A 20,091-nucleotide genomic window follows, 5' to 3' on the forward strand; every position below is an offset into this window, starting at 1 on the left:
CATGACCGCGAGCCTCGGCACGCTGCTGCGCCACCTTCACGACCTGATGGACTCCGCCATCGCCGCCACCTACGCCGAGCAGGGCCTGGAGGGATATCGGCCGCGCTTCTCCCCCGCCGTCCGCGCCCTGGCATCCGCCGGGCCGATGGCCATCCGCGACCTCGCCGACGCCACCGGCGTCACCCACTCCGCCGCCAGCCAGACCGTCGAGCAGATGCGCCGCGCCGGCTGGGTCACCCTCGCCAAGGGGAGCGACGCCCGCCGCCGCATCGTCCACCTGACCGACCAGACCCGCCGGGCGCTGCCCGCCATCGAGGCCGAGTGGGCCGCCACCGAGCGCGCCGTACGCGCCCTGGACGCCGAGCTGCCCATGCCGCTCACCGACGTCCTCCAGGCCGCCGCCGACGCGCTCAGGCGCCGCCCCTTCCACGAGCGCCTGTCGTCAGAGGCCGGTAAAACGGGCTGATCTTGTCGGTGGGGCCTGCGATAGTGAGCGGGTGGTTCACACCTTCTCCCTCCTGCCCTGCCATGTCCGGGAGCTGCCCGCCGGGGCGATCGAGCTGATGCCGATCGTGCTCCCCATGACGCTCACCAGCGTCCAGCGCCGCGAGCTGGCCGCGATCCTGCTCCACGGGCTCGACGACCCCTCCCCCGTCGAGCCGGAGCTGTGCGCCGTCTGACCGTTCAGGCGCCGATCCGCGCCAGCGCGCCGTCCCTGGCGCACAGCTCCCGATAGCGGCCCGCGTGGAAGACCAGCGGGTCGCCCTCCTGCCACTCGAAGTGCTCGACCTCCCCCACCATCACCAGATGGTCGCCCGCCTCCTGCGCGCTCACCGTACGACAGGCGAAGAACGCCAGCGCGCCCGCCAGCGCCGGCAGCCCCGTGGGCGTCAGCCGCGTCGCCACCCCGTCGAACTTGTCTGGAGCCGGCCTGCTGAACCGCCGCGACAGCTCCTCCTGCCCGGCGGCCAGCACGTTCACCCCGAACCGGCCGGCCCGCAGGAACGCGGGCGCGCTCGGCGCCCGGCTCGACAGGCACCACAGCACCAGGGCCGGGTCCAGCGACACCGAGGCGAAGGAGTTCACCGTGAGCCCGGCGCGCTCGCCGGGCAGGGCGGTGGTCACCACGGCCACCCCGGTGGCGTAGCGGCCGAGCGCGTCACGCAGCGCCCTCATGACGACACCTCGGCCAGATAGCGCCGGGCGCTGTCCGGGTCCATGAACCACTCGGCGAAGTCCGTCGGGTCGTCGAAGCCGTTGACGAAGCGCGAGGCCACCTCGGGCAGCGACCCGGCCGCGCCGAGGATCTCCAGCACGTGCGGCGGGGGCGGGGCGAGCAGCGCGTTGGTCCAGTCGGTGACGTGCCGCGCCTGCTCCCAGAACCGCTCGAACGTGCGCTCCATCCACGCCTGGTCGAACGGCCGGTCGCCGTGCTCCAGGATCGCCTGGAGGTAGGCGGCGGCGCACCGGGCCGCGTTGCCCGCGCCCTGGCCGGTGATGGGGTCGTTGAGCACCACCACGTCGGCGACGCCCAGCACCGGGGCGCCGGTGGGCAGCACCGCGACCGGCCGCCGCACGGTCGGCGCGAACCGCCCGGTCAGCGTGCCCATCGCGTCGGTCAGCTCGATCCCGTCGCACCGGGCGGCCTCCCACGGCAGGAACGTCTCCAGAATCGACCGGCTCGTGGCCAGGTGCTCGGCGGGGGTGCGCACCTCGCCCCAGCAGTCCATCGGGCCGCCCGGGACGCCCTCGAACACCATGATCTCGCACGGGCCGGTCACGGTCAGCGCGGGGAAGACGAAGTACTCGCCCACGCCCGGGATCACGTTGAAGCACACCGCCGAGTGCTCCGGCCTGGGCGTCAGGCCGGTGACGTAGGTGAGCGCGAGCGTCCGCTGCGGTGCGTCGTAGGGGGACCTGGCGGCGTCCCGCTCGAACAGCGAAGCGATCTTGCCCTTGCCGGCGGCCACCAGGACCAGGTCGTGCGTGGCGGCGTAGGTCTCCAGGTCGGCGGGCGTCACGTCGCGGATCTCGACCCGGCCGCCCAGCTCCTCCACCTCGGCCAGCCAGGCGGGCATCTTGACCCGCTGGTCCACGCTGCGGGCGGGCTCGCGCAGCCGGGCCGCCCAGCCGATCGCCTGGCCGCCGTCGGGCCCCGCGACGGCGAACCGGATGCCGTCGATGGGCGGGCAGTGCGGCCAGTGGTCCAGGCCGAGCGCGCGCTCGTGACCCAGCGTGGTGCCGAACATGGCCTGGCTCGACATGACCCGGCCGTCGCGGATGTCGTCCGGGGTCCGGTTGGAGACCACGGTGACGTCGTAACCGTTCTTCAGCAGCCCGAGCGCCAGGTGCAGTCCAGACTGCCCGGCGCCGACGATCAGAATCTTTCGCATACCGGGAACGGTATTTTCCGGCCCCCCGGCCGAGCCATCCACTGAGCGCGGATCCCGTCCGCTGGACGCGGAGTCAGCTCAGCCGCAGCGTGGCCGAGGGCGCGCGGCCGTACCTGTCGCGGTAGGCGGCGGCGAAGCGGCCCTGGTGGAGGAAGCCCCAGCGGGCGGCGACCGTGGTCACCGTGCACCGGGCCGGGTCACCCGCCAGCAGCTCGGCGTGCACCCGGGCCAGCCGCACGTCGCGCAGGTGCGCCATCGGGGTGATCCCGAGGTGGGCGCGGAAGCCCTCCTGGAGCGAGCGGACGCTCACGGCCACGGCCCGCGCCACGTCGCCGGTGGTGATCGGCAGGTGGGCGTGCTCGTCGATGAACGCCATCGCCCGGCGCACCACCTTGGGCACCGCCGCGGGACGGGGCGCGATCAGCCGGCCCAGGTAGTTGGACGGCTGCGTGGTGACGAGGCTGAACAGCAGGGCGTTCTCCAGATGGGCGGCGGCCAGCGGCTGCGCGCCTCCGGTCTCGGCGGCGCCGACGAGCAGCCCGGCCATCGCCCGCCAGCCCTGCCCCCACGCGCCGGTCAGGTCCACGCCCAGGTCGAACACCACCGGCTCGGCGACCGGCTCGCCGAGCAACTGCTCGACCGCGCCTTCCACGGCCTGCCGGTCGAACTTGACGATGAGCTGCGGGCAGCCCGCGCCCCAGCGCATGTCCAGGCGCTCGGTCGGCGACGGCAGCGAGGCCAGCCCCGGCGTCGAGACGATCTCCTGGCCGCCGCACCGGATCAGGCTGCGCCCGGCGATCGGGATCTGCACCAGGTAGAAGGACTCCAGCTCGCCCGGCTCGATGCGCACCTCGGCGCCGTAGTCGAGGTAGCTGACGCGCACGGAGCCGAGCTGCGCGGAGTTGAAGCGGGCGGCCAGCAGCCCGGCGTCGCCGGTCACGTCCAGCCGGTGCGGGCAGAACACCCGTCCGACCTGCTCCCGCACCTCGTCGAGATCCGAGCTGGCGAACAGCGGGCTGTTGCCGAGCAGAACACCGTCCATGCCCGATCATCGACATGATCTGCGGCAGCGTTCCAGGCAAAAATGCACAGATCAGGGGAGCCGGCTCCGATACACCTTCCTGGCGCGTTCGTACAGGTCGAGGTGGTCGCCGTACTGCTCCTCGGTGTCGAAGCGGCCGAACTCGCGCACCACCTCGGCCAGCCGGTCCAGCCAGGCCAGGCACCAGCGCACGTCCTCCTGCCGGGCCACATGCCCGCCGGCCACGTCCAGGTAGACCGGGCTGGTGTGCCGGGCGGGCCCTGCGCGAGCACCCCGTCGGCGGTGCGGATCTCCAGCGTCTCGACCTCGGGCCCGATCGAGGTCACCGCGATCTCCACCCGCTCCCCCGGCGCGACGTCCAGCGTGGCGCCGGGCCCCTCGCCGTTCACCGTGAGCTCCAGCCACGGCCCGGTGGTGGTGAACGTGCGGCAGAGCAGGATCGCCTCGGCGTAGGACTCGGCGGTCAGCGGGCCGTCGACGCGCGCGTACACCCGCTCCCAGCCGGGCGGGGCGGAGGCGGTGGCGCGGAGTCGAGCAGCAGCGCCGTGCGGAACTCGCCGAAGGCCACCCGGGTGACGGCCCGCAGCTCGTGCCCGGGAAGCGCTCGGCGAGCTGGCGCAGCGCCGGGCCCCAGTAGTCGTGGCGCCGGTCGAGGAAGACCGTGGCCCGGGCCTGGGTCACGTACGCCAGCGGCTCCTCGCCCCAGCACGGCCCGTGCCTGTCGCGCAGCATCCGGTACTCGTCGAGTGCGGCGGCCACCGGGGCCGGCATCAGCGGTTCACCGCACATCGGGATACCTCCGGGCGTCACCGAGATAAGCTGAAAATGGCCAGAGCAATTGTCGTGCCATATAACCGCAGCTTAATAAGCTCAATGATCCGACATGGCGTATTTCTCATTGCGCCGGCACGACACTTCGCGATATTCATCAGCCGTGATCCCGGTCAAGGTGTTTCGCGCCGCCGCGTTCGTCCTGGAGAAGACCTCCCGCATGCAGGTGGGCAGGGCGTGGCACGACCCCGCGCTGGACGTGGCCCTGCGCCGCGTCCGCGCCGGGCGGCTGGAGCGCGGCCTGGACCTGATCAGGCAGGCCCGCGACGACCACGAGCTGCGTGCCCTGCGCGTCACCGAGCTCGCCACGGCCGCCGAGGCGCACCTCGACGCGCTGGAGCGGCTGGCCGGCGACGACCCCGACGCGCTGCTGTGGCTGGGCGCGGCCCGGGTGCAGCACGCCTGGGAGCTGCGCGACGACCTCACCGGCCGTTTCCACGAGCAGCTCGCCACCGCCGCCGGGCCGCTGCGCCGGGCCGCCGAGGCGGACCCCGGAGACCCGGTGCCGTGGGACGTCCTGCAGTGGCAGGCCATGGGCCTGGGCGACCGGGACGAGCTGGACCGCCTGTGGGAGGAGCTGACCAGCCGCGCGCCCCGCCTGTTCGCCGGGCACTACACCCGCGCCCAGGCGCTGTGCGGCAAGTGGCACGGCTCCGACGAGGAGGTGCTGGCCTTCGCCCGCACCGCCGCGGCCACCGCCGGCCCCGGCGACCTGGTCACCGCGATGCTGCCGCTGGCCCACTTCGAGGTCGCCTGGAGCGAGATCGCCGCCTCGGGCCGCGACGCCCAGGAGGTGCTCGAAGCGCACTTCCGCGACCCGTACGTGGCCGAGGAGCTGATCGACGCCGTCGACACCTGGCACGCCAGGCCCCGGCCGCACCCCCGGTCCGTGGAGGCGATGCACCTGTTCGGCGCCGCCTTCTACTACGGCGGCCACCACGCGCGCGCCCAGAGCCTGCTCATGAACGCCGGCCGCCGCGTCCCGGAGATCCTGCCCTGGTCGGCCGGCTCGCTCACCCCCGGCCGCCGCTACGCCCGCGCCCGCCGCGAACTCGGCCTCGACTGAGCCATAAACGGCCGCCACTAATTCGGCCGATCTTGCATGACTTTCTTCGCCGGGTTACGTTGACCGGGTCCAACGCGGGAGCCCGGTGCGACCGGGCTGAGAGGACGGCTGCCCAGCCGCCGACCGCCAGAACCTGCTCCGGGTAATGCCGGCGAAGGGAGTTGCGCGATGAGCGACGCGCGTTTTTCCAAGGTCTACACCGGGGATCTCCGCGTGCCGATGCGCGAGATCAGACTGTCTAACGGCGAGCGCGTCCGCCTGTACGACACCTCGGGCCCGTACACCGACCCGGAGGTCACCGTCGACCTGGCCCGCGGGCTGGCGCCGAGGCGCGCGGAGTGGATCCGCGCCCGCGCCGGCGGGCCCGTCACGCAGGTGGGCTGTGCGCGGGCCGGGACGACCACGCCCGAGATGGAGTTCGTGGCGGTCCGGGAGGGCGTCGAGCCGGAGTTCGTCCGGCAGGAGGTCGCCGCGGGCCGGGCCATCATCCCCGCCAACGTCAACCACCCCGAGTCCGAACCGATGATCATCGGCCGCAACTTCCTCGTGAAGATCAACGCCAACATCGGCAACTCGGCGGTCACCTCCTCGATCGCCGAGGAGGTCGAGAAGATGACCTGGGCCACCCGGTGGGGCGCCGACACGATCATGGACCTGTCGACCGGCCGCGACATCCACGCCACCCGCGAGCGGATCATCCGCAACTCCCCCGTCCCGGTCGGCACCGTGCCGCTCTACCAGGCGCTGGAGAAGGTCGGCGGGCAGGCGGCCGAGCTGTCGTGGGAGGTGTTCCGCGAGACGCTGATCGAGCAGTGCGAGCAGGGCGTCGACTACATGACCGTGCACGCCGGCGTGCGCCGCGCGTTCGTCCCGCTGACCGCCGGGCGCAAGACCGGCATCGTCTCCCGGGGCGGCTCGATCATGGCCGCCTGGTGCGTGGCCCACGGGCGCGAGAGCTTCCTGTACGAGCGCTTCGCCGACATGTGCGAGATCTTCGCCGCCTACGACGTGTCGTTCTCGCTGGGCGACGGCCTGCGCCCGGGCTCGATCGCCGACGCCAACGACGAGGCCCAGTTCGCCGAGCTGCGCACGCTGGGCAAGCTGACCAGGATCGCCCGCGACCACGACGTCCAGGTGATGATCGAGGGCCCCGGCCACGTGCCCATGCACAAGATCAAGGAGAACGTCGACCTCCAGCGCGAGATCTGCGACGACGCCCCCTTCTACACGCTCGGCCCGCTGGTCACCGACATCGCGCCCGGCTACGACCACATCACCTCGGGCATCGGCGCCGCCATGATCGGCTGGTACGGCACCGCGATGCTCTGCTACGTCACCCCCAAGGAGCACCTCGGCCTGCCCAACAGGGACGACGTCAAAACCGGCGTGATCACGTACAAGATCGCCGCGCACGCCGCCGACCTCGCCAAGGGCCACCCGCAGGCCCAGGCGTGGGACGACGCGCTGTCGGACGCCCGGTTCGAGTTCCGCTGGGAGGACCAGTTCGACCTGTCGCTCGACCCGGCCACCGCTCGGGCCTTCCACGACGAGACGCTGCCCGCCGAACCCGCCAAGAACGCGCACTTCTGCTCGATGTGCGGGCCCAGGTTCTGCTCGATGCGGATCAGCCACGAGCTGCGGGACCTCACGGGACGATGACGGCCCGGCCGACGATCTCGTTGTCGTGCAGGCGCTGGTACGTGCGCGGCGCCTCGTCGAGCGAGTGCGGCTCCACGCGCACGCCGATGGCGCCCGACCGGGCCAGCGCCAGCACCTCGATGAGCTCGTCCCGGCCGCCCCAGTAGGGGACCGACACCGCCATCTCGTACGGGCCGCTGCCGAACCCGACGGGCAGGCGGCCGTCGGCCACCCCGACGATCGTCACGTCCGAGCACACCCCCGCGCACGCGCCCGCCAGCGTCACGGTGGGCTGGATGCCGACGAAGTCCAGCACCAGGTCGGCGCCCAGCCCGCCGGTCAGCTCCCGCACCCGGCCGGCGGCGGCCTCGTCGGAGATCACGGTCTCGTGCGCGCCGATCTCCCTGGCCAGCTCCAGCTTCTCCTCGCTGATGTCGAGCGCGATCACCCGCGTCGCGCTCATCGCCCGCAGGATCTGGACCGCCATGTGGCCCAGCCCGCCCGTCCCGATGACCACCGCCGTGCTGCCCGGCACCAGCTTGGCCAGGCTCCGCTTGATCGCGTGGTAGGGCGTGAGCCCCGCGTCGGTCAGCGGCGCCGCCTGCGCCAGGTCCAGCCCCTCCACCGGGACCAGGTGACGGACGTCGTCGACGATCATGTACTCGGCCATGGCGCCGGGAGCGCCCAGGCCGGGCGGCTTGATGGCGAGGTCCTGGGCCCGGGTGCAGTAGTTCTCCGCGCCCCTGGAGCAGTTGCGGCAGGTGCCGCACCCCCACGGCCCGTACACGACCACGTCCTGGCCCACCTCGACGCCCGTCACCCCGTCGCCGAGCGCCGCCACCGTGCCCGCGCCCTCGTGGCCGAGGATCAGCGGCAGGCTGCCCCCGACGAGCAGCGGGTTCTCGATCACCGCGATGTCCGAATGGCACATCCCGGACGCCCTGACCCGGAGCAGCACCTCACCGGGAGCCGGCTCGGGGTCGGGCACCGTCACGACCTCGGGCATGCTCCCCTGGCCGGCCAACTGGACAGCTTTCATGCCTCTCCTCGCTTCCCGAGCCCCTCCCCCGGTACATGCCACGTTCCGGGCGGCCGAAATCCCGAGCTCAGAACAGCGTCGGCGGCTCGGCGGGCATCGGCTCGGGCAACGGCTCCAGCCCGGGGACCCGGGCCCGTACCTCGTCGTGGAAGCGCCGGGCGAGCGGCAGCGCCTCGGCGTTGTCCGGCGTGTGCACGAACACCGTCGGCGAACGGCCCTCGCGCAGCCACCCGGCCACCGTGCCGACCCAGCCCTGCCAGCCCGCCACCGTCCGGTCCACGTCGTCCCTGCCCAGGTAGCGGACGATCGGCCGGTCCGTCAGCGCCCGCGCCCGGCGCGGGACCCGCGGCTTCTTCGTCCACGCGTCACGCTCGGCGTCGCTGGTCGGCGGGCTGCCGAACAGCGTCGTGGTGTCGAACGGCACCCACTCCGCGCCCGCCCCCGCCAGCACCCGCTCCAACTGCCCCACGGCCCGCTCGTCCTCGAAGAACGCCCGATGCCGCACCTCCACCGCCGGGCGCAGCCCCGCGGGCAGCCTGCGGAGGAACGCGGCCAGCGCGCCCAGGTCACCCGGCCCGAACGACCCCGGCACCTGCACCCACAGCGCGTGCACCCGGGGCCCCAGCGGCTCCATCGCGTGCAGGAACGCCCCCAACTCCTCCTGCGCCCCCGTCAGGCGGCGCTCGTGCGTGATCGCCTTCGGCAGCTTCACCACGAACCTGAACCCCGGATCGGTCTGGGCCGCCCACGTCTCCACCGTGCTCCTCGACGGCGTCGCGTAGAACGTCGTGTTGCCCTCGACCGCGTTGCACCACGTCGCGTACGCCCGCAGCCGCTCGCCCTGCGCGAGCGGATGGGGGAGGAACCGACCCTGCCACGGCGCGTGCGTCCACATCGCACAACCCACATGAAGCCGCATGCACCCGACGCTATCGGGTCTCCGCACCGGCCCGCCGGTTCGCGGCGCGGGCCGTGACGGCGCCCACCGCGCAGACGAGCGCGAACCCGAACAGCACGTACCGGGCCGAGGTCAGCATCGACGCGCCCCCGGCGTTGAGCAGCACCCCGGCCACCGCCGTGCCGAACGCGATCGACAGGCTCGTCACCGTGGCGATCGCGGCAGCCGCCTGACGGCCCTCCGCCGGATCCGACGTGCTCGACATCGCCGCCACCGACAGATGCGGATACGCCAGCCCGATCCCCGAACCCGCCACGACCAGCGCCGGAGCCCACACCAGCATCAGCCAGCCCGGCGCCGCGTCCCTCAGCAGCAGGCCCTGCGCGAGGAAGCCCAGCGCCAGGACCAACGGCCCCAGCACGCACAGCCGCCGCACCGCGCGCCCGCCTGCCGCCGAGGCGCTGCCGAGCTGCGTCAGCGACCAGCCGAGCGAGACCGCCGCACCCAGCAGCCCCGCCGTCACCGGAGGCAGCCCGCCCAGCCGCTGCGCGAACAGCGGCACGAACGTCTCGACCGCCACGCCGAACGTCAGCAGCCCGATCGTCAGATACACCCACTTCAGCGCCGACCCCGCCGTGTAGGTCGTCCGGGGGAACACCCGCCTCCCGCTGCGCCGCTCATGCGCCACGAACCCGCCGACCAGCAGCAGCGCCACCGCGACCCCGGCCGCCATCGCCGCCGTCCCGGGCAGCACCCCCGCCAGGCTCACGGCCACCGTGGCGGCCGTCACCAGCACCAGCGACACCACCGGCACCGGCGTCCGCCCTCCCCCGCGCTCACCGCGCGGCACCACCCGGGGCACGATCCCAGCGCACACCGCCCCGATCACCGCCATCGCCAAGAACGCCAGCCGCCAGGACCCGAACTGCGCGAACAGCCCCCCGAGCGCCGGACCCGCGAAGTTGCCGACCCCGTACATCGCCGACATCAGCGCGTTTCCGCGCGTCCACAACCGGCGCGGCAGCGCCGAGTGGATCACCGCGAACCCCAGGCCGGACAGCAGCCCCGCCCCGAGCCCCTGCACGCCCCGCCCAGCCAGCAGCACCGGCATCGCCGGGCTCACCGCGCACGCCAGCGACCCCGCCACGAACCCGCCGAACCCCATCAGGTACGCGCCCACGTTCCCCCACCGGGCCAGCACCCGGCTGACCAGCATCGTCGCGATCACCATGGCGACGAGGTAGAACGTCATGTTCCAGGCGTAGAAGCCGGCGCCCCCGATGTCGGCCACCGCCGTGGGCAGCAGGCTGGAGGCCAGGTAGATGTTGATCGCGCCGACGAGCACGCCGCCCGCCAGCACCACCGCCGAACCCAGATGGCGCGGGCCCAGCAGTTCCCGCCAGGACGCGGCCTCGACCGCGTCGTCCGTTGAAGTCATGGCTTCAAGCGTGTCGTTGCACCGGCCCCGGAGACTTCCCGCGCCCAGCGCCCCCGCCCACCAGCAAGCCCGGTCGGCGAACCCTCCACCCTCGGTCGAAGGCGCCCCTATCTAGGCGATCTTCCGGGAGGTACGTTGCTTGCATGTCCGTATTACGCAAGGCCGTCGGGGCAGTGGTGGCGTTCGTCGTCGTGGCCGGGGCTCCCGGCGCGAGCGCGGCCGAGGCGCGAGCGCCGGAGAACGCCGTCATCGTGTGGGACAGGAACGCCGAGACGGCGATCTGGGAGGTGGCCAGGCAGCAGCCGCAGGTGCAGGCGCGCAGCTTCGCCATGGTGCACGGCGCCGTCTACGACGCGGTGAACGCGATCGCCGGCAGCCCGTACGAGCCGTATCTGGTGGCGCCGAAGGCCGGCGGGAGCGCGTCGACGGAGGCGGCCGTGGCGTCGGCGGCGTTCGGCGTGCTGCGGGCGCTGTTCCCGGAGCAGCGGGAGAGGCTGGAGGCGCAGTACGGCGAGTCGCTGGCGGCGGTCCCCGACGGGGCGGCCAAACGGCGCGGGATCGCGGTCGGGGCGCGGGCGGCCGCGGCGATGGTCGCGGCGCGGCGGGACGACGGGGCGTTCGGGGATCAGACGTGGCCGACGGGGACGGAGCCGGGCCGGTGGCGGCCGACACCGCCCGGCTTCGGGTCGGACGGCGCCTGGGTGGGCGAGCTGAAGCCGTTCATGCTCCCGCGCCCGTCGATGTTCCGCACCTCGGGCCCACCGGCGCTGACCAGCGAGCAGTACGCGCGCGACTTCAACGAGGTCAAGGCCGTCGGCGGCAAGGACAGCACGCTGCGCACGGCCGACCAGACGGAGGCCGCGATCTGGTGGCACGACCGGCACCTGGCCGAGTGGGAGATCAAGCGGCAGCTCGCGACGACGCAGCGGCTGAGCACGCTGCGGACGGCGCGGATGTTCGCGATGGTCGGCATGGCCGAGGCCGACGCGACGATCGCCTGCTACAACGAGAAGGCGCGGTGGGCGTTCTGGCGGCCGGTCACCGCGATCCGGGAGGCCGACGGCGACGGCAACCCCGAGACGGCCGCCGATCCCGGCTGGACGCCGCTGCTGGTCACGCCGCCGCATCCGGACTACACGTCCGGGCACACGTGTTTCAGCGGGGCGGGCATGTCGGCGCTGACGCACTTCTTCGGCCGCGACGACATCGCGTTCAGCGGGTTCAGCCACGACGCGGGCACGACCAGGCACTTCCGCGGCTTCTCGCACGCACTGGCCGAGGTCACCGAGGCCCGGATCTGGGGCGGCATCCACACCCGCGCGGCCGACGTGGCAGGCGCGAAGATCGGCAGGCAGGTGACCGCCTACATGGTGAAGCACCACTTCAGGCCGAGGCGCTGACCAGGTCGGGGCCGGTCCGGCGCGGACCGGCCCCGACACCGGGACTACTTGGCCAGGTCGAACCGGTCCAGGTTCATGACCTTGTTCCAGGCCGCGACGAAGTCCGTCACGAACTTCTCCTTGGCGTCGTCGCCGGCGTAGACCTCGGCGACGGCACGCAGCTCGGAGTCGGAGCCGAACACCAGGTCAGCGCGGCTGCCGGTCCACTTGACCTCGCCCGTGGCGGCGTCGCGCCCCTCGAACGTGGTCGCGTCGCCGGACGTCGCCTTCCACGTCGTGCCCAGGTCGAGCAGGTTGACGAAGAAGTCGTTGGTCAGCACGCCGGGCGTCGTGGTGAAGACGCCGAGCTGCGAGCGCTGGTAGTTGGCCCCCAGCACGCGCAGGCCGCCGACCAGGACCGTCATCTCGGGGGCGCTCAGCGTGAGCAGGTTGGCCCGGTCGATGAGCAGGTATTCGGCCGGGAGGCGGTTGCCCTTGCCCAGGTAGTTGCGGAACCCGTCGGCGGTCGGCTCCAGGGCGGCGAACGACTCGGTGTCGGTCTCCTCCTGGGAGGCGTCCACCCGGCCCGGCGTGAACGGGACCTGGACGGCGAAACCGGCGTCCCTGGCGGCCTTCTCGACGCCCGCGCAGCCGGCGAGCACGATCAGGTCGGCCAGCGAGATCTGCTTGCCGCCGGTCTGGGCGCCGTTGAACGCCTTCTGGATGCCCTCCAGGGTGCCGAGCGCGGTCGCGAGCCGGTCGGGGTCGTTGACCTCCCACCCGATCTGCGGCTGGAGGCGGATGCGCGCGCCGTTGGCGCCGCCGCGCTTGTCGCTGCCGCGGAACGACGAGGCCGACGCCCACGCGGTGGACACCAGCTCCGACACCGACAGGCCCGAGGCCAGCACCTGCTCCTTGAGCGCGGCCACGTCGGCGGCGTCGACGAGCTCGTGCGTCACCGCGGGCAGCGGGTCCTGCCAGAGCAGCACCTCGGACGGGACCTCCGGGCCGAGGTAGCGGGCGACCGGGCCCATGTCGCGGTGAGTCAGCTTGAACCACGCGCGGGCGAAGGCGTCGGCCAGCTCGTCGGGGTGCTCCAGCCAGCGCCGGGTGATCTGCTCGTAGATCGGGTCGTAGCGCAGCGACAGGTCGGTGGTCAGCATCGTCGGGGCGTGGCTCTTCGACGGGTCGTGCGCGTCGGGCACGGTGCCCTCGCCGGCGCCGTCCTTCGGCCGCCACTGGTGGGCGCCCGCCGGGCTCTTGAACAGCTCCCACTCGTACCCGTACAGGATCTCCAGGAAGCTGTTGTCCCAGGTCGTCGGGGTGTTGGTCCAGATGCCCTCAAGGCCGCTGGTGATCGTGTCGCCGCCCTTGCCGGTGCCGAAGCTGTTGCGCCAGCCGAGGCCCTGCTCCTCGATGGAGGCGGCCTCGGGGTCGGGGCCGACGTGGTCGGACGGGCCGGCGCCGTGCGTCTTGCCGAACGTGTGACCGCCGACGATCAGGGCGGCCGTCTCCTCGTCGTTCATCGCCATCCGGCGGAACGTCTCGCGGATGTCGCGGGCCGCGGCGAGCGGGTCGGGGTTGCCGTTCGGGCCTTCGGGGTTGACGTAGATGAGGCCCATCTGGACGGCGGCCAGCGGGTTCTCCAGCTCGCGGTCGCCGCTGTAGCGCTGGTCGCCGAGCCAGGTGGACTCGGGGCCCCAGTAGACGTCCTCGTCGGCCTCCCACACGTCCTCGCGGCCGCCGGCGAAGCCGAACGTCTGGAAGCCCATCGACTCCAGCGCCACGTTGCCGGACAGGACCAGCAGGTCGGCCCAGGAGAGCTTGCGGCCGTACTTCTTCTTGACCGGCCACAGCAGGCGGCGGGCCTTGTCGAGGTTGGCGTTGTCGGGCCAGCTGTTGAGGGGCGCGAAGCGCTGCTGGCCGGCCCCGGCGCCGCCGCGGCCGTCGCTGATCCGGTACGTGCCCGCGCTGTGCCAGGCCATCCGGATGATGAACGGGCCGTAGTGGCCGAAGTCGGCGGGCCACCAGTCCTGCGAGGTCGTCAGCACCTCGGCGATGTCCCGCTTCACGGCCGCCAGGTCGAGGCTCTTGAACTCCTCGGCGTAGTCGAAGTCCCCGCCGAACGGGTTGGCCACGACCGGGTTCTTGGCGAGAATCCTCAGGTTGAGCCGCTCCGGCCACCACTGGCGGTTGCCGCCGCCCTGGGTGGGGTGCGGGGCGCGATCGTGCGCGACCGGACAGCCTCCCGTTGCCTCCGTCTTCGGGTCGGTGACGATTGCATCATGGTTCTCGGACATGGAATCCTTCCGGGATTTTCTTGCTCAGGAGCTGGAACATCGGGGGCACAGGCCCCAGTAGATGACCTCGGCCTCGTCGATCGCGAAGCCGTGGTCGTCGGCCGCGCTCAGGCACGGCGCGTGGCCGACCGCGCAGTCGACGTCGGCGACGGCGCCGCACGACCGGCAGACGATGTGGTGGTGGTTGTCGCCCACGCGGCCCTCGTAGCGGGCGGCGCTGCCAGCGGGCTCGATCCGGCGTACGAGCCCGGCCGCGGTGAGGGCGTGCAGCGCCTCGTACACGGCTTGCAGGGAGATGTGTCCCACACGGTCACGCACCCCGGACGCGATCGCCTCGACGCCGAGGTGGTCACCGTCCCGGACGGTCTGGAGCATGGCGACGCGGGCGGCGGTCACCCGCAGGCCGGCCCCGCGCAGCTCCTCGGCGATGGTCGGTGCGGTCATGGCCGCCAAACTTACCTACGCAAAGGCGAACGGTACAAGATAACGAATCGTTTAATTTTGGTGCCGCGCCGGATAGCTCGGCTCCCCCGCCGGCACCGCGTCTCCAGTATCGCCGCGCACCACGTCCGAGCCCCCGCGTAACACGCGGAAAAGGCACGCCGGACGCAGGAGCGCCGACGGCGGATCGAGGAGGTTGGCCACCCGCAGGAAGCGGCGGCCGAGCTCGGTGTCGTGCTCGGCGGCACGGTGGAAGCGCTCCAGATAGGCGTTCACCATCTTGATCTTCGCGGTGCGCCGGCCGCGCACCCCGGGCAGGCGCAGATCGTTGGCGGCCACGATGTCCCACGGCGCGTCGACGACCCGGGCGATCGACCGGAACAGCTCGCGGGCGGGCCGGTCGCGCCTGGCCCACTCGCCCAGCCGCAGCGCCTCCACGGCGGCCACGCTCATGCCCTGGCCGTAGATCGGGTTGAACGCGCACACCGCGTCACCCACGACCGCCAGCCCGCGCGGGAAGCGGGGCAGCCGCTCGTACCGCCGCCGCACGCTGGCCGGAGTCCGGTGGTGGGTCCCCTCGTCCAGCGGCTCCGCCCGGGAGACCAGCTCGTGGATGTCGGGCGCGGGCAGCGACCTCGCGTACGCGACGAAGCTGGCCAGGTCGGCGGGCGGCGCGTCACCGTAGCCGCCGATGGTGACGATCCACCGGTCGCCCTCCATCGCCAGCGCCACCCCGGCGCGCGGCACCGCCCTCGTCGCCGCCATGATCACCACCGGGTCCCCGGCCAGGTCGTCGGGCCTGCGGCGGAACACCCGCGTCGTGTACGTCAGGTCGATCTCCACCCGCTCCTCGGCGGGCGCCGGGAACCCGAGCTGCCCCAGCCACGCCGGCATCCGCGAGCCCCGCCCCGACGCGTCCACCACCAGGCCCGCGCTGACCGTCTCCCCCGAGACCAGCCGCACCCCCGTCACCCAGTCGCCGCTGCGCGTCAGGTCGGCCACCTGGCTCTCCCCGGCCACCTCCACCCCCGGCAGCGCGCTCACCCGCCGCCGGATCTGCCCCTCCAGCAGCAGCCGGCTCACCAGCAGCCCCGGCATGCGGCCCGGCGCCGGAGCCAGCCGCCGCCCCTCGTTGATCCACCGGCAGTCCGCCTGCAGGTCCCCGCCGAACGCCCCCCGCTCCATCAGCTCCACCGTCAGGCCGGGAAGCAGCAGCTCCATCACCTCCAGCCCGCGCGCCAGCAGGCCGTGCGCGTGCCGGCTCTGCGCCGTGCCGCGCCGGTGCACGTCCTCCCCGGGCAGCCGGTCCCTGTCGAGCACGGTGACCCGCTCGGCGATCCTGCTCAGCGCGGCGGCGGCCAGCAGGCCGGAGACGCTGGCTCCGATGACGACGGCATGCCTCATGACACCCACGATGACCGCCGCCCGTCCGCCACCCCACCCCTAAACCGCGGGACGAACCCGCTATCACCGGACCCGCTCTTTTCGGACCCGCTCTTTCCGGACGGGACAGGCGGAAAGCCGCGCGATACCCTTGGGGACCGCCTTCACAGCGCCCCCGAGCAAGGACCGATTCCATGAGACGACGGGTCACCCTCGCCGCCGCCCTCCTGATCGCCTTCGTCCCCGTCGGCCATGCCCAAGCCTCCCCCGCCCAGGCCGCCGGCGCCGCCCCCGATCCGGCGAGCGCGCTCAAGCGGCAACTCCGGCACGAACACGGCGTCCGCGTCACCGAGACCACCCGCTACTCCTTCGGCACGAAGGCCAAACCTGCCGGGACCCGGATCACCGGCCGCGTCCAGCTCTCCCCGTCGGGCCCGGTGGCCGCCGACCTGTCCTGGCGCGACCTCGGCGAGTCCAGGTCCCACCGGGTGATCCGCGTCCGCAAGGACGTGTACGTCAGCCGCAGCCACGTGTCCGGCCCGGTCCCGTCCGGCAAGAACTGGATCATCTACCCCGACCGCCACCGGGGCCGCTTCGGCCGCGACCTGGCCGGGGACGCCAGCCTGCAGCCCATCGACGTGTACGACCCGGCCCTGGTGAAGGCCCTGCTGAAGTGCTCGACGAGCAAGGCCGTCCCCGGCGGGCGCCTCTACCGGGGCACGATGAGCTACGCGGAGCTGCGTAAGACAGCCAAGGGCACGCTGGTCAACTGGTCGTCCGGCAAGGCCATCACCGCCCGGAGCAAGGGCAAGGTCTCCTGGCAGCTCTGGACGGGCCGCGACGGGCTGCTCAAGCGCCTGGTCACCAACGACACCGCCGGGACGGGCAAGAGCCCCCTGGTCAAGCGGAGCGACACGCGCTACACCGGCTGGGGGTTCCGCCTCGCCGTCACCGCCCCGCCCGCCGACGAGGTCATCACCGAGGCCGCCCTGCTGAAGTACACCCGCGACGAGAACACCCCCATCCCCGAGGACTCGGGCAACACCTGATCCGGTCGCCTCAGGAAGGGTGATGTCCGTGCGCGAGCCGGCGGCGGGAGCGTTACGCGCCGGCGCGGTCCTGGCCGCGTCCGGGCCGGTGATCCTCACGACGTTCGGGATCGGCAGATCAGGCACCGGCTGGTTCTGCGCCACGACCGTCCTGACCGCCCCGACCGGCCTGATCGTCCCGCCGCCGCCGCGCTGCTCACGGCCTCCCGTTCAGCCCGGCCCCGGAGGCCGTACCGGATCGTCCTGTGGCTGCCGGCCGTGGGGGCGGCGGCGTGGGGGCCGGCGTTCCACCGCCTGACGCCGGTGGTGCACGAGGAGCGCCTGCTCCATGTCGTGTACGTGTGGACGCGGGGGACGTTCTGGGATGATCTCACCCAGTGGTCCGTGGATGCCGGGGTGATAGGGCTGCCGGTCGTCCTCGTCGCGCTGGCGGCCACCGCGTACTCCCACTGGTGGCTGCTGGTGCCGCTGGCCGGGTTCGTCCGCCGTGGGCGCGACCGGGTTCTGAGGCGGCCGGTGGTGCAGGCCGCGGGCCTGGGGCGGCTCGGCGTGGGGGTCGTGCTCGCCGTCGCCGTCGTCTGGGCGGCCGTCTCGTCCTTCACGCCGACACGGTGAACGGCCGCCGAGTCGGGCGTACGCTGAACCCGCAGGTGACGGACGGGAGGCTGACGTGGCCGAGACGACGGTGGCCGAGGTGATGGCCGAACTGGCCGAGCTCGAGGACCCCAGGATCCGCGAGGTGAACGAGAAGCACGGCGACGATCACGGGGTGAACCTCGGCAAGCTGCGCGCCCTCGCCAAGCGGCTGAAGACGCAGCAGGACCTCGCGCGCCGGCTCTGGGAGACGGGCGACACCGCCGCCAGGCTGCTGGCGATGCTGATCTGCCGCCCGAAGGCGTACGAGCGCGACGAACTCGACGCCATGATGCGCGAGGCGCGCACGCCCAAGGTGCACGACTGGCTCGTCAGTTATGTGGTGAAGAAGAGCCCGCACGCCGAGGAGCTGCGCGTAGCCTGGTTCGCCGACCCCGACCCGGTGGTCGCGAGCGCCGGCTGGGCGCTGACCTCCGAACGGGTGGCGAAGAAGCCCGAGGGGATCGACCTCGCCGGGCTGCTCGACCTCGTCGAGAAAGAGATGAAGGACGCTCCGGAACGGCTTCAGTGGGCGATGAACACCTGCCTCGCCCAGATCGGGATCGAACACCCCGAACACCGCGCCCGCGCCCTGGCCATCGGGGAGCGGCTGGAGGTGCTCAAGGACTACCCGACCTCGCCGGGGTGCACGTCGCCGTATGCGCCGATCTGGATCGGCGAGATGGTGCGCCGGCAGCAGGCGGCCTCGTAGCCGATTCCCGGGCCACAGGGTCACGGGGCCCGTCGTGGACCCCGTGACCGTGCGTACGATTCTCGCCCGGACCCGCATGGGTCAGGCGGCGTCGAGAGCCGCGGTGATCTTGCGGGCCATGTCCGCCAGGGCGGGGCTGGGCGTGCCCTTGTGGATCTGCGCCGCCGCGTCCACGGCGACGAGGACGGTGCCGCGGAAGTTGGCCGCCTCGGCCGGGTCCTGCCGGTTGAGCAGGCGCATCGACTCCGTCAGCGCGGGCAGCACCTGGTCGGCCAGCGTGGCCACCGTCCTGCCGTACTTCACGCCCTTGGGCGCCTTGGCCAGCACGTGCCCGACCAGCCCGGTCGCCGAGGTCAGCGCGATGGACCCCTCGGTGGCGACCCGGTGCGCCGAACCGGCGGCGCCGGCGGCGGACATCAGCGAGACGGCGCCCCAGGCGGCGACGCGGAGGGTGAGCTTGTCCTGGTCGGTGAGGGAGATGGCGATGGTCATGAGACGCTCCTTCTGAGCTGTACGGTGCCTGTCGGCCGGGTGGCGCGGTTCGCAGCGACGAACCGCTTATGTCCCCAACTTTCGCCCACCGCCCTGACACCAGATCGTCGCCGCCCTGACACGGCCCCTGATACCGGGACGAGATGACACGATGGGCGCCATGCGAAAGATCATCGCCGCCGGGCTCGTGGCCCTGCTCATCCCCGCAGCCGCCCCGCACCCCGCCCACGCCGTGGCCGCCGACACGTACCCCGACTACGCGGCCCTCTCCGCCAAGGAGGTCGAAGGCCGCGACTACCTGCGCCTGCGCCGCCTCCCCCGAGGCGCCGAGGTTGCGCACATCGCCATCCACGGCGGCGCGATCGAGTCACCCACCACTCAGCTCGCCGACCACGCGGCAGGCACCAAGCACGCCTTCTACTCGTTCGTCGGCATCAAGCCCGACGGCAACAGCAAACTCCACATCACCTCGACCCGCTTCGACGAGCCTCGCGCGCTCAAACTCGTCGCCGCCGTCGACCGGACCGTCTCCTGGCACGCCGCCGCGGCCACCCACGCGACCACCTACGTCGGCGGCCGCGACGCCCGCCTGGTCGCCAAGGTCACCGCCGCCCTCAGGAAGGCCGGCTTCCCCGTGGCGGCCACGGTCCCCGACCGGATCAACGGCACCAGCCCCCGCAACATCGTCAACAAGAACAAGCGCCGCATGGGCGTACAACTGGAGATCAGCAAGGGCCAGCGCGCACGCTTCTTCAAGGGCGGCAAACTGTCCAGGGCCTGGGTGGAGAACCCGGCCAACCGCACCAGCGCCTTCTACCGCTACGTCAACGCCGTCAACAGCGCCCTAGCCTCCTGACCAGCGCCTTTGGGGAGCGCGGCGGCACTTCACGGGGTGAGCTTCACGGTGAGCACCGAGAAGACGTGCCCGACCTGCTCCTTCGGGCCTGCATCCGCCCGCAGGTCGGTCCACGGCACCACACCCGGCAGCCCGTCCGCGGCCATCAGCGCGAGCACAGGCGCGGGACTGTCAACAGTCCGGAAACCAGCCCTGAACGACAGCCCACCCGGCTCGACAGAGGCCACCGAACACCGCAGCTCCCTGGACGGGTGAAGCACGCGACGGTGATCGTCGCTGCCGTGGACAGCCTCCGGCAGGGCCGAGCGCCACGTCCCGCAAGATCAAGCTCGCCCGAGCGATATCCCGGGGTGGATCCCACAACAGGAGTGGACAGCGGCTGAGCGACGCGACGAGATGCGTTTACAAGAACTCCTGTTGGGGTCCTGGTGCGGGCGGGGAGGACAGACATGGGGAGGCCTATCTGCAACCGGCAACGAACCCGACGAAGTCCCGCCACTC

Annotated in this window: 21 protein-coding genes and 1 riboswitch; of the genes, 10 read left to right on the forward strand and 11 right to left on the reverse strand. The window is 72.6% G+C overall.

The features are described 5' to 3' along the window. Position 1 precedes the first annotated feature (1 nt). Positions 2-466, forward strand: coding sequence for a MarR family winged helix-turn-helix transcriptional regulator (locus AB0G11_RS39445; protein ID WP_357591748.1), 465 nt, complete (start codon positions 2-4; stop codon positions 464-466). A gap of 31 nt (positions 467-497) precedes the next feature. Continuing rightward, positions 498-680 (forward strand): hypothetical protein, encoded by a 183-nt coding sequence (locus AB0G11_RS39450; protein ID WP_219498838.1) that lies wholly within the window; start codon positions 498-500, stop codon positions 678-680. Between the two features lie 4 nt (positions 681-684). On the opposite strand, the gene AB0G11_RS39455 is transcribed toward AB0G11_RS39450, so the two are convergent. The 4 genes from AB0G11_RS39455 to AB0G11_RS39470 all read right to left on the reverse strand — a co-directional run bounded on the left by AB0G11_RS39455 (position 685) and on the right by AB0G11_RS39470 (position 3,660). Continuing rightward, a complete protein-coding gene (locus AB0G11_RS39455; protein WP_357591750.1) occupies positions 685-1,176 on the reverse strand; it encodes a flavin reductase family protein in 492 nt (163 codons plus the stop codon). Then, complete coding sequence (locus AB0G11_RS39460) at positions 1,173-2,393, reverse strand: styrene monooxygenase/indole monooxygenase family protein (protein ID WP_357591752.1); 1,221 nt, start codon at positions 2,391-2,393, stop codon at positions 1,173-1,175. The genes AB0G11_RS39455 and AB0G11_RS39460 overlap by 4 nt, the downstream gene beginning before the upstream one ends. A 73-nt stretch (positions 2,394-2,466) precedes the next feature. After that, complete coding sequence (locus tag AB0G11_RS39465; protein WP_357591754.1) at positions 2,467-3,435, reverse strand: AraC family transcriptional regulator; 969 nt, start codon at positions 3,433-3,435, stop codon at positions 2,467-2,469. Between the two features lie 51 nt (positions 3,436-3,486). Beyond that, positions 3,487-3,660 carry a hypothetical protein gene (locus tag AB0G11_RS39470; RefSeq protein WP_357591756.1) on the reverse strand — a complete coding sequence of 58 codons (174 nt, stop codon included), beginning with the start codon at positions 3,658-3,660 and terminating at the stop codon, positions 3,487-3,489. Between the two features lie 21 nt (positions 3,661-3,681). Between AB0G11_RS39470 and AB0G11_RS39475 the strand changes: the two genes are divergently transcribed. The 3 genes from AB0G11_RS39475 (at position 3,682) to thiC (ending at position 6,991) form a co-directional block, all read left to right on the forward strand. Beyond that, complete coding sequence (locus AB0G11_RS39475; RefSeq protein WP_357591758.1) at positions 3,682-3,888, forward strand: hypothetical protein; 207 nt, start codon at positions 3,682-3,684, stop codon at positions 3,886-3,888. Positions 3,889-4,369: 481 nt separating this feature from the next. Further along, entirely contained in the window at positions 4,370-5,332 is a 963-nt protein-coding gene (locus AB0G11_RS39480) for a hypothetical protein (RefSeq protein ID WP_357591760.1), read from the forward strand. A 64-nt stretch (positions 5,333-5,396) separates the two neighbouring features. Beyond that, a riboswitch (TPP riboswitch) is annotated at positions 5,397-5,509 on the forward strand. Then, positions 5,501-6,991 (forward strand): phosphomethylpyrimidine synthase ThiC, encoded by a 1,491-nt coding sequence (gene thiC / locus AB0G11_RS39485; protein WP_357591762.1) that lies wholly within the window; start codon positions 5,501-5,503, stop codon positions 6,989-6,991. It overlaps the preceding riboswitch by 9 nt. Here the strand turns inward: thiC and AB0G11_RS39490 are convergent. The 3 genes from AB0G11_RS39490 to AB0G11_RS39500 all read right to left on the reverse strand — a co-directional run bounded on the left by AB0G11_RS39490 (position 6,978) and on the right by AB0G11_RS39500 (position 10,345). Beyond that, positions 6,978-8,009 (reverse strand): NAD(P)-dependent alcohol dehydrogenase, encoded by a 1,032-nt coding sequence (locus AB0G11_RS39490; protein WP_219498822.1) that lies wholly within the window; start codon positions 8,007-8,009, stop codon positions 6,978-6,980. The genes thiC and AB0G11_RS39490 overlap by 14 nt on opposite strands. A 67-nt stretch (positions 8,010-8,076) precedes the next feature. Continuing rightward, positions 8,077-8,928 (reverse strand): DUF72 domain-containing protein, encoded by an 852-nt coding sequence (locus AB0G11_RS39495; RefSeq protein WP_357591764.1) that lies wholly within the window; start codon positions 8,926-8,928, stop codon positions 8,077-8,079. Between the two features lie 10 nt (positions 8,929-8,938). Then, positions 8,939-10,345: an MFS transporter gene (locus tag AB0G11_RS39500; RefSeq protein ID WP_357591766.1), complete on the reverse strand. Its 1,407-nt coding sequence runs from the start codon at positions 10,343-10,345 to the stop codon at positions 8,939-8,941. Between the two features lie 143 nt (positions 10,346-10,488). Between AB0G11_RS39500 and AB0G11_RS39505 the strand changes: the two genes are divergently transcribed. Beyond that, positions 10,489-11,745 carry a hypothetical protein gene (locus tag AB0G11_RS39505; RefSeq protein WP_357591768.1) on the forward strand — a complete coding sequence of 419 codons (1,257 nt, stop codon included), beginning with the start codon at positions 10,489-10,491 and terminating at the stop codon, positions 11,743-11,745. 44 nt (positions 11,746-11,789) lie between these two features. On the opposite strand, the gene katG is transcribed toward AB0G11_RS39505, so the two are convergent. The 3 genes from katG to AB0G11_RS39520 are packed head-to-tail and all read right to left on the reverse strand — an operon-like array spanning position 11,790 to position 15,869. Next, positions 11,790-14,024 (reverse strand): catalase/peroxidase HPI, encoded by a 2,235-nt coding sequence (gene katG / locus AB0G11_RS39510; protein ID WP_357591770.1) that lies wholly within the window; start codon positions 14,022-14,024, stop codon positions 11,790-11,792. 24 nt (positions 14,025-14,048) lie between these two features. Beyond that, positions 14,049-14,468 carry a Fur family transcriptional regulator gene (locus AB0G11_RS39515; RefSeq protein WP_357591772.1) on the reverse strand — a complete coding sequence of 140 codons (420 nt, stop codon included), beginning with the start codon at positions 14,466-14,468 and terminating at the stop codon, positions 14,049-14,051. 51 nt (positions 14,469-14,519) lie between these two features. Next, positions 14,520-15,869 carry an FAD-dependent monooxygenase gene (locus tag AB0G11_RS39520; RefSeq protein ID WP_357591774.1) on the reverse strand — a complete coding sequence of 450 codons (1,350 nt, stop codon included), beginning with the start codon at positions 15,867-15,869 and terminating at the stop codon, positions 14,520-14,522. A gap of 173 nt (positions 15,870-16,042) precedes the next feature. Between AB0G11_RS39520 and AB0G11_RS39525 the strand changes: the two genes are divergently transcribed. The 3 genes from AB0G11_RS39525 (at position 16,043) to AB0G11_RS39535 (ending at position 18,242) form a co-directional block, all read left to right on the forward strand. Continuing rightward, on the forward strand, positions 16,043-16,897 hold the full coding sequence (locus AB0G11_RS39525) for a hypothetical protein (RefSeq protein WP_357591776.1): 855 nt from the start codon (positions 16,043-16,045) through the stop codon (positions 16,895-16,897). 258 nt (positions 16,898-17,155) lie between these two features. Next, positions 17,156-17,512: a hypothetical protein gene (locus AB0G11_RS39530; RefSeq protein ID WP_357591778.1), complete on the forward strand. Its 357-nt coding sequence runs from the start codon at positions 17,156-17,158 to the stop codon at positions 17,510-17,512. Between the two features lie 55 nt (positions 17,513-17,567). Then, positions 17,568-18,242 carry a DNA alkylation repair protein gene (locus tag AB0G11_RS39535; protein WP_357591780.1) on the forward strand — a complete coding sequence of 225 codons (675 nt, stop codon included), beginning with the start codon at positions 17,568-17,570 and terminating at the stop codon, positions 18,240-18,242. 81 nt (positions 18,243-18,323) lie between these two features. Here the strand turns inward: AB0G11_RS39535 and AB0G11_RS39540 are convergent, their stop codons facing one another. Then, positions 18,324-18,734, reverse strand: a complete 411-nt coding sequence (locus AB0G11_RS39540) for a hypothetical protein (RefSeq protein WP_357591782.1) — start codon at positions 18,732-18,734, stop codon at positions 18,324-18,326. A gap of 160 nt (positions 18,735-18,894) precedes the next feature. On the opposite strand from AB0G11_RS39540, the gene AB0G11_RS39545 reads away from it, so the two are divergent. Then, positions 18,895-19,590 carry a poly-gamma-glutamate hydrolase family protein gene (locus AB0G11_RS39545; RefSeq protein WP_357591784.1) on the forward strand — a complete coding sequence of 232 codons (696 nt, stop codon included), beginning with the start codon at positions 18,895-18,897 and terminating at the stop codon, positions 19,588-19,590. Positions 19,591-20,091: the final 501 nt, after the last annotated feature.

Source organism: Nonomuraea sp. NPDC023979 (genome assembly GCF_040639085.1).
GTDB lineage: Bacteria > Actinomycetota > Actinomycetes > Streptosporangiales > Streptosporangiaceae > Nonomuraea > Nonomuraea ceibae.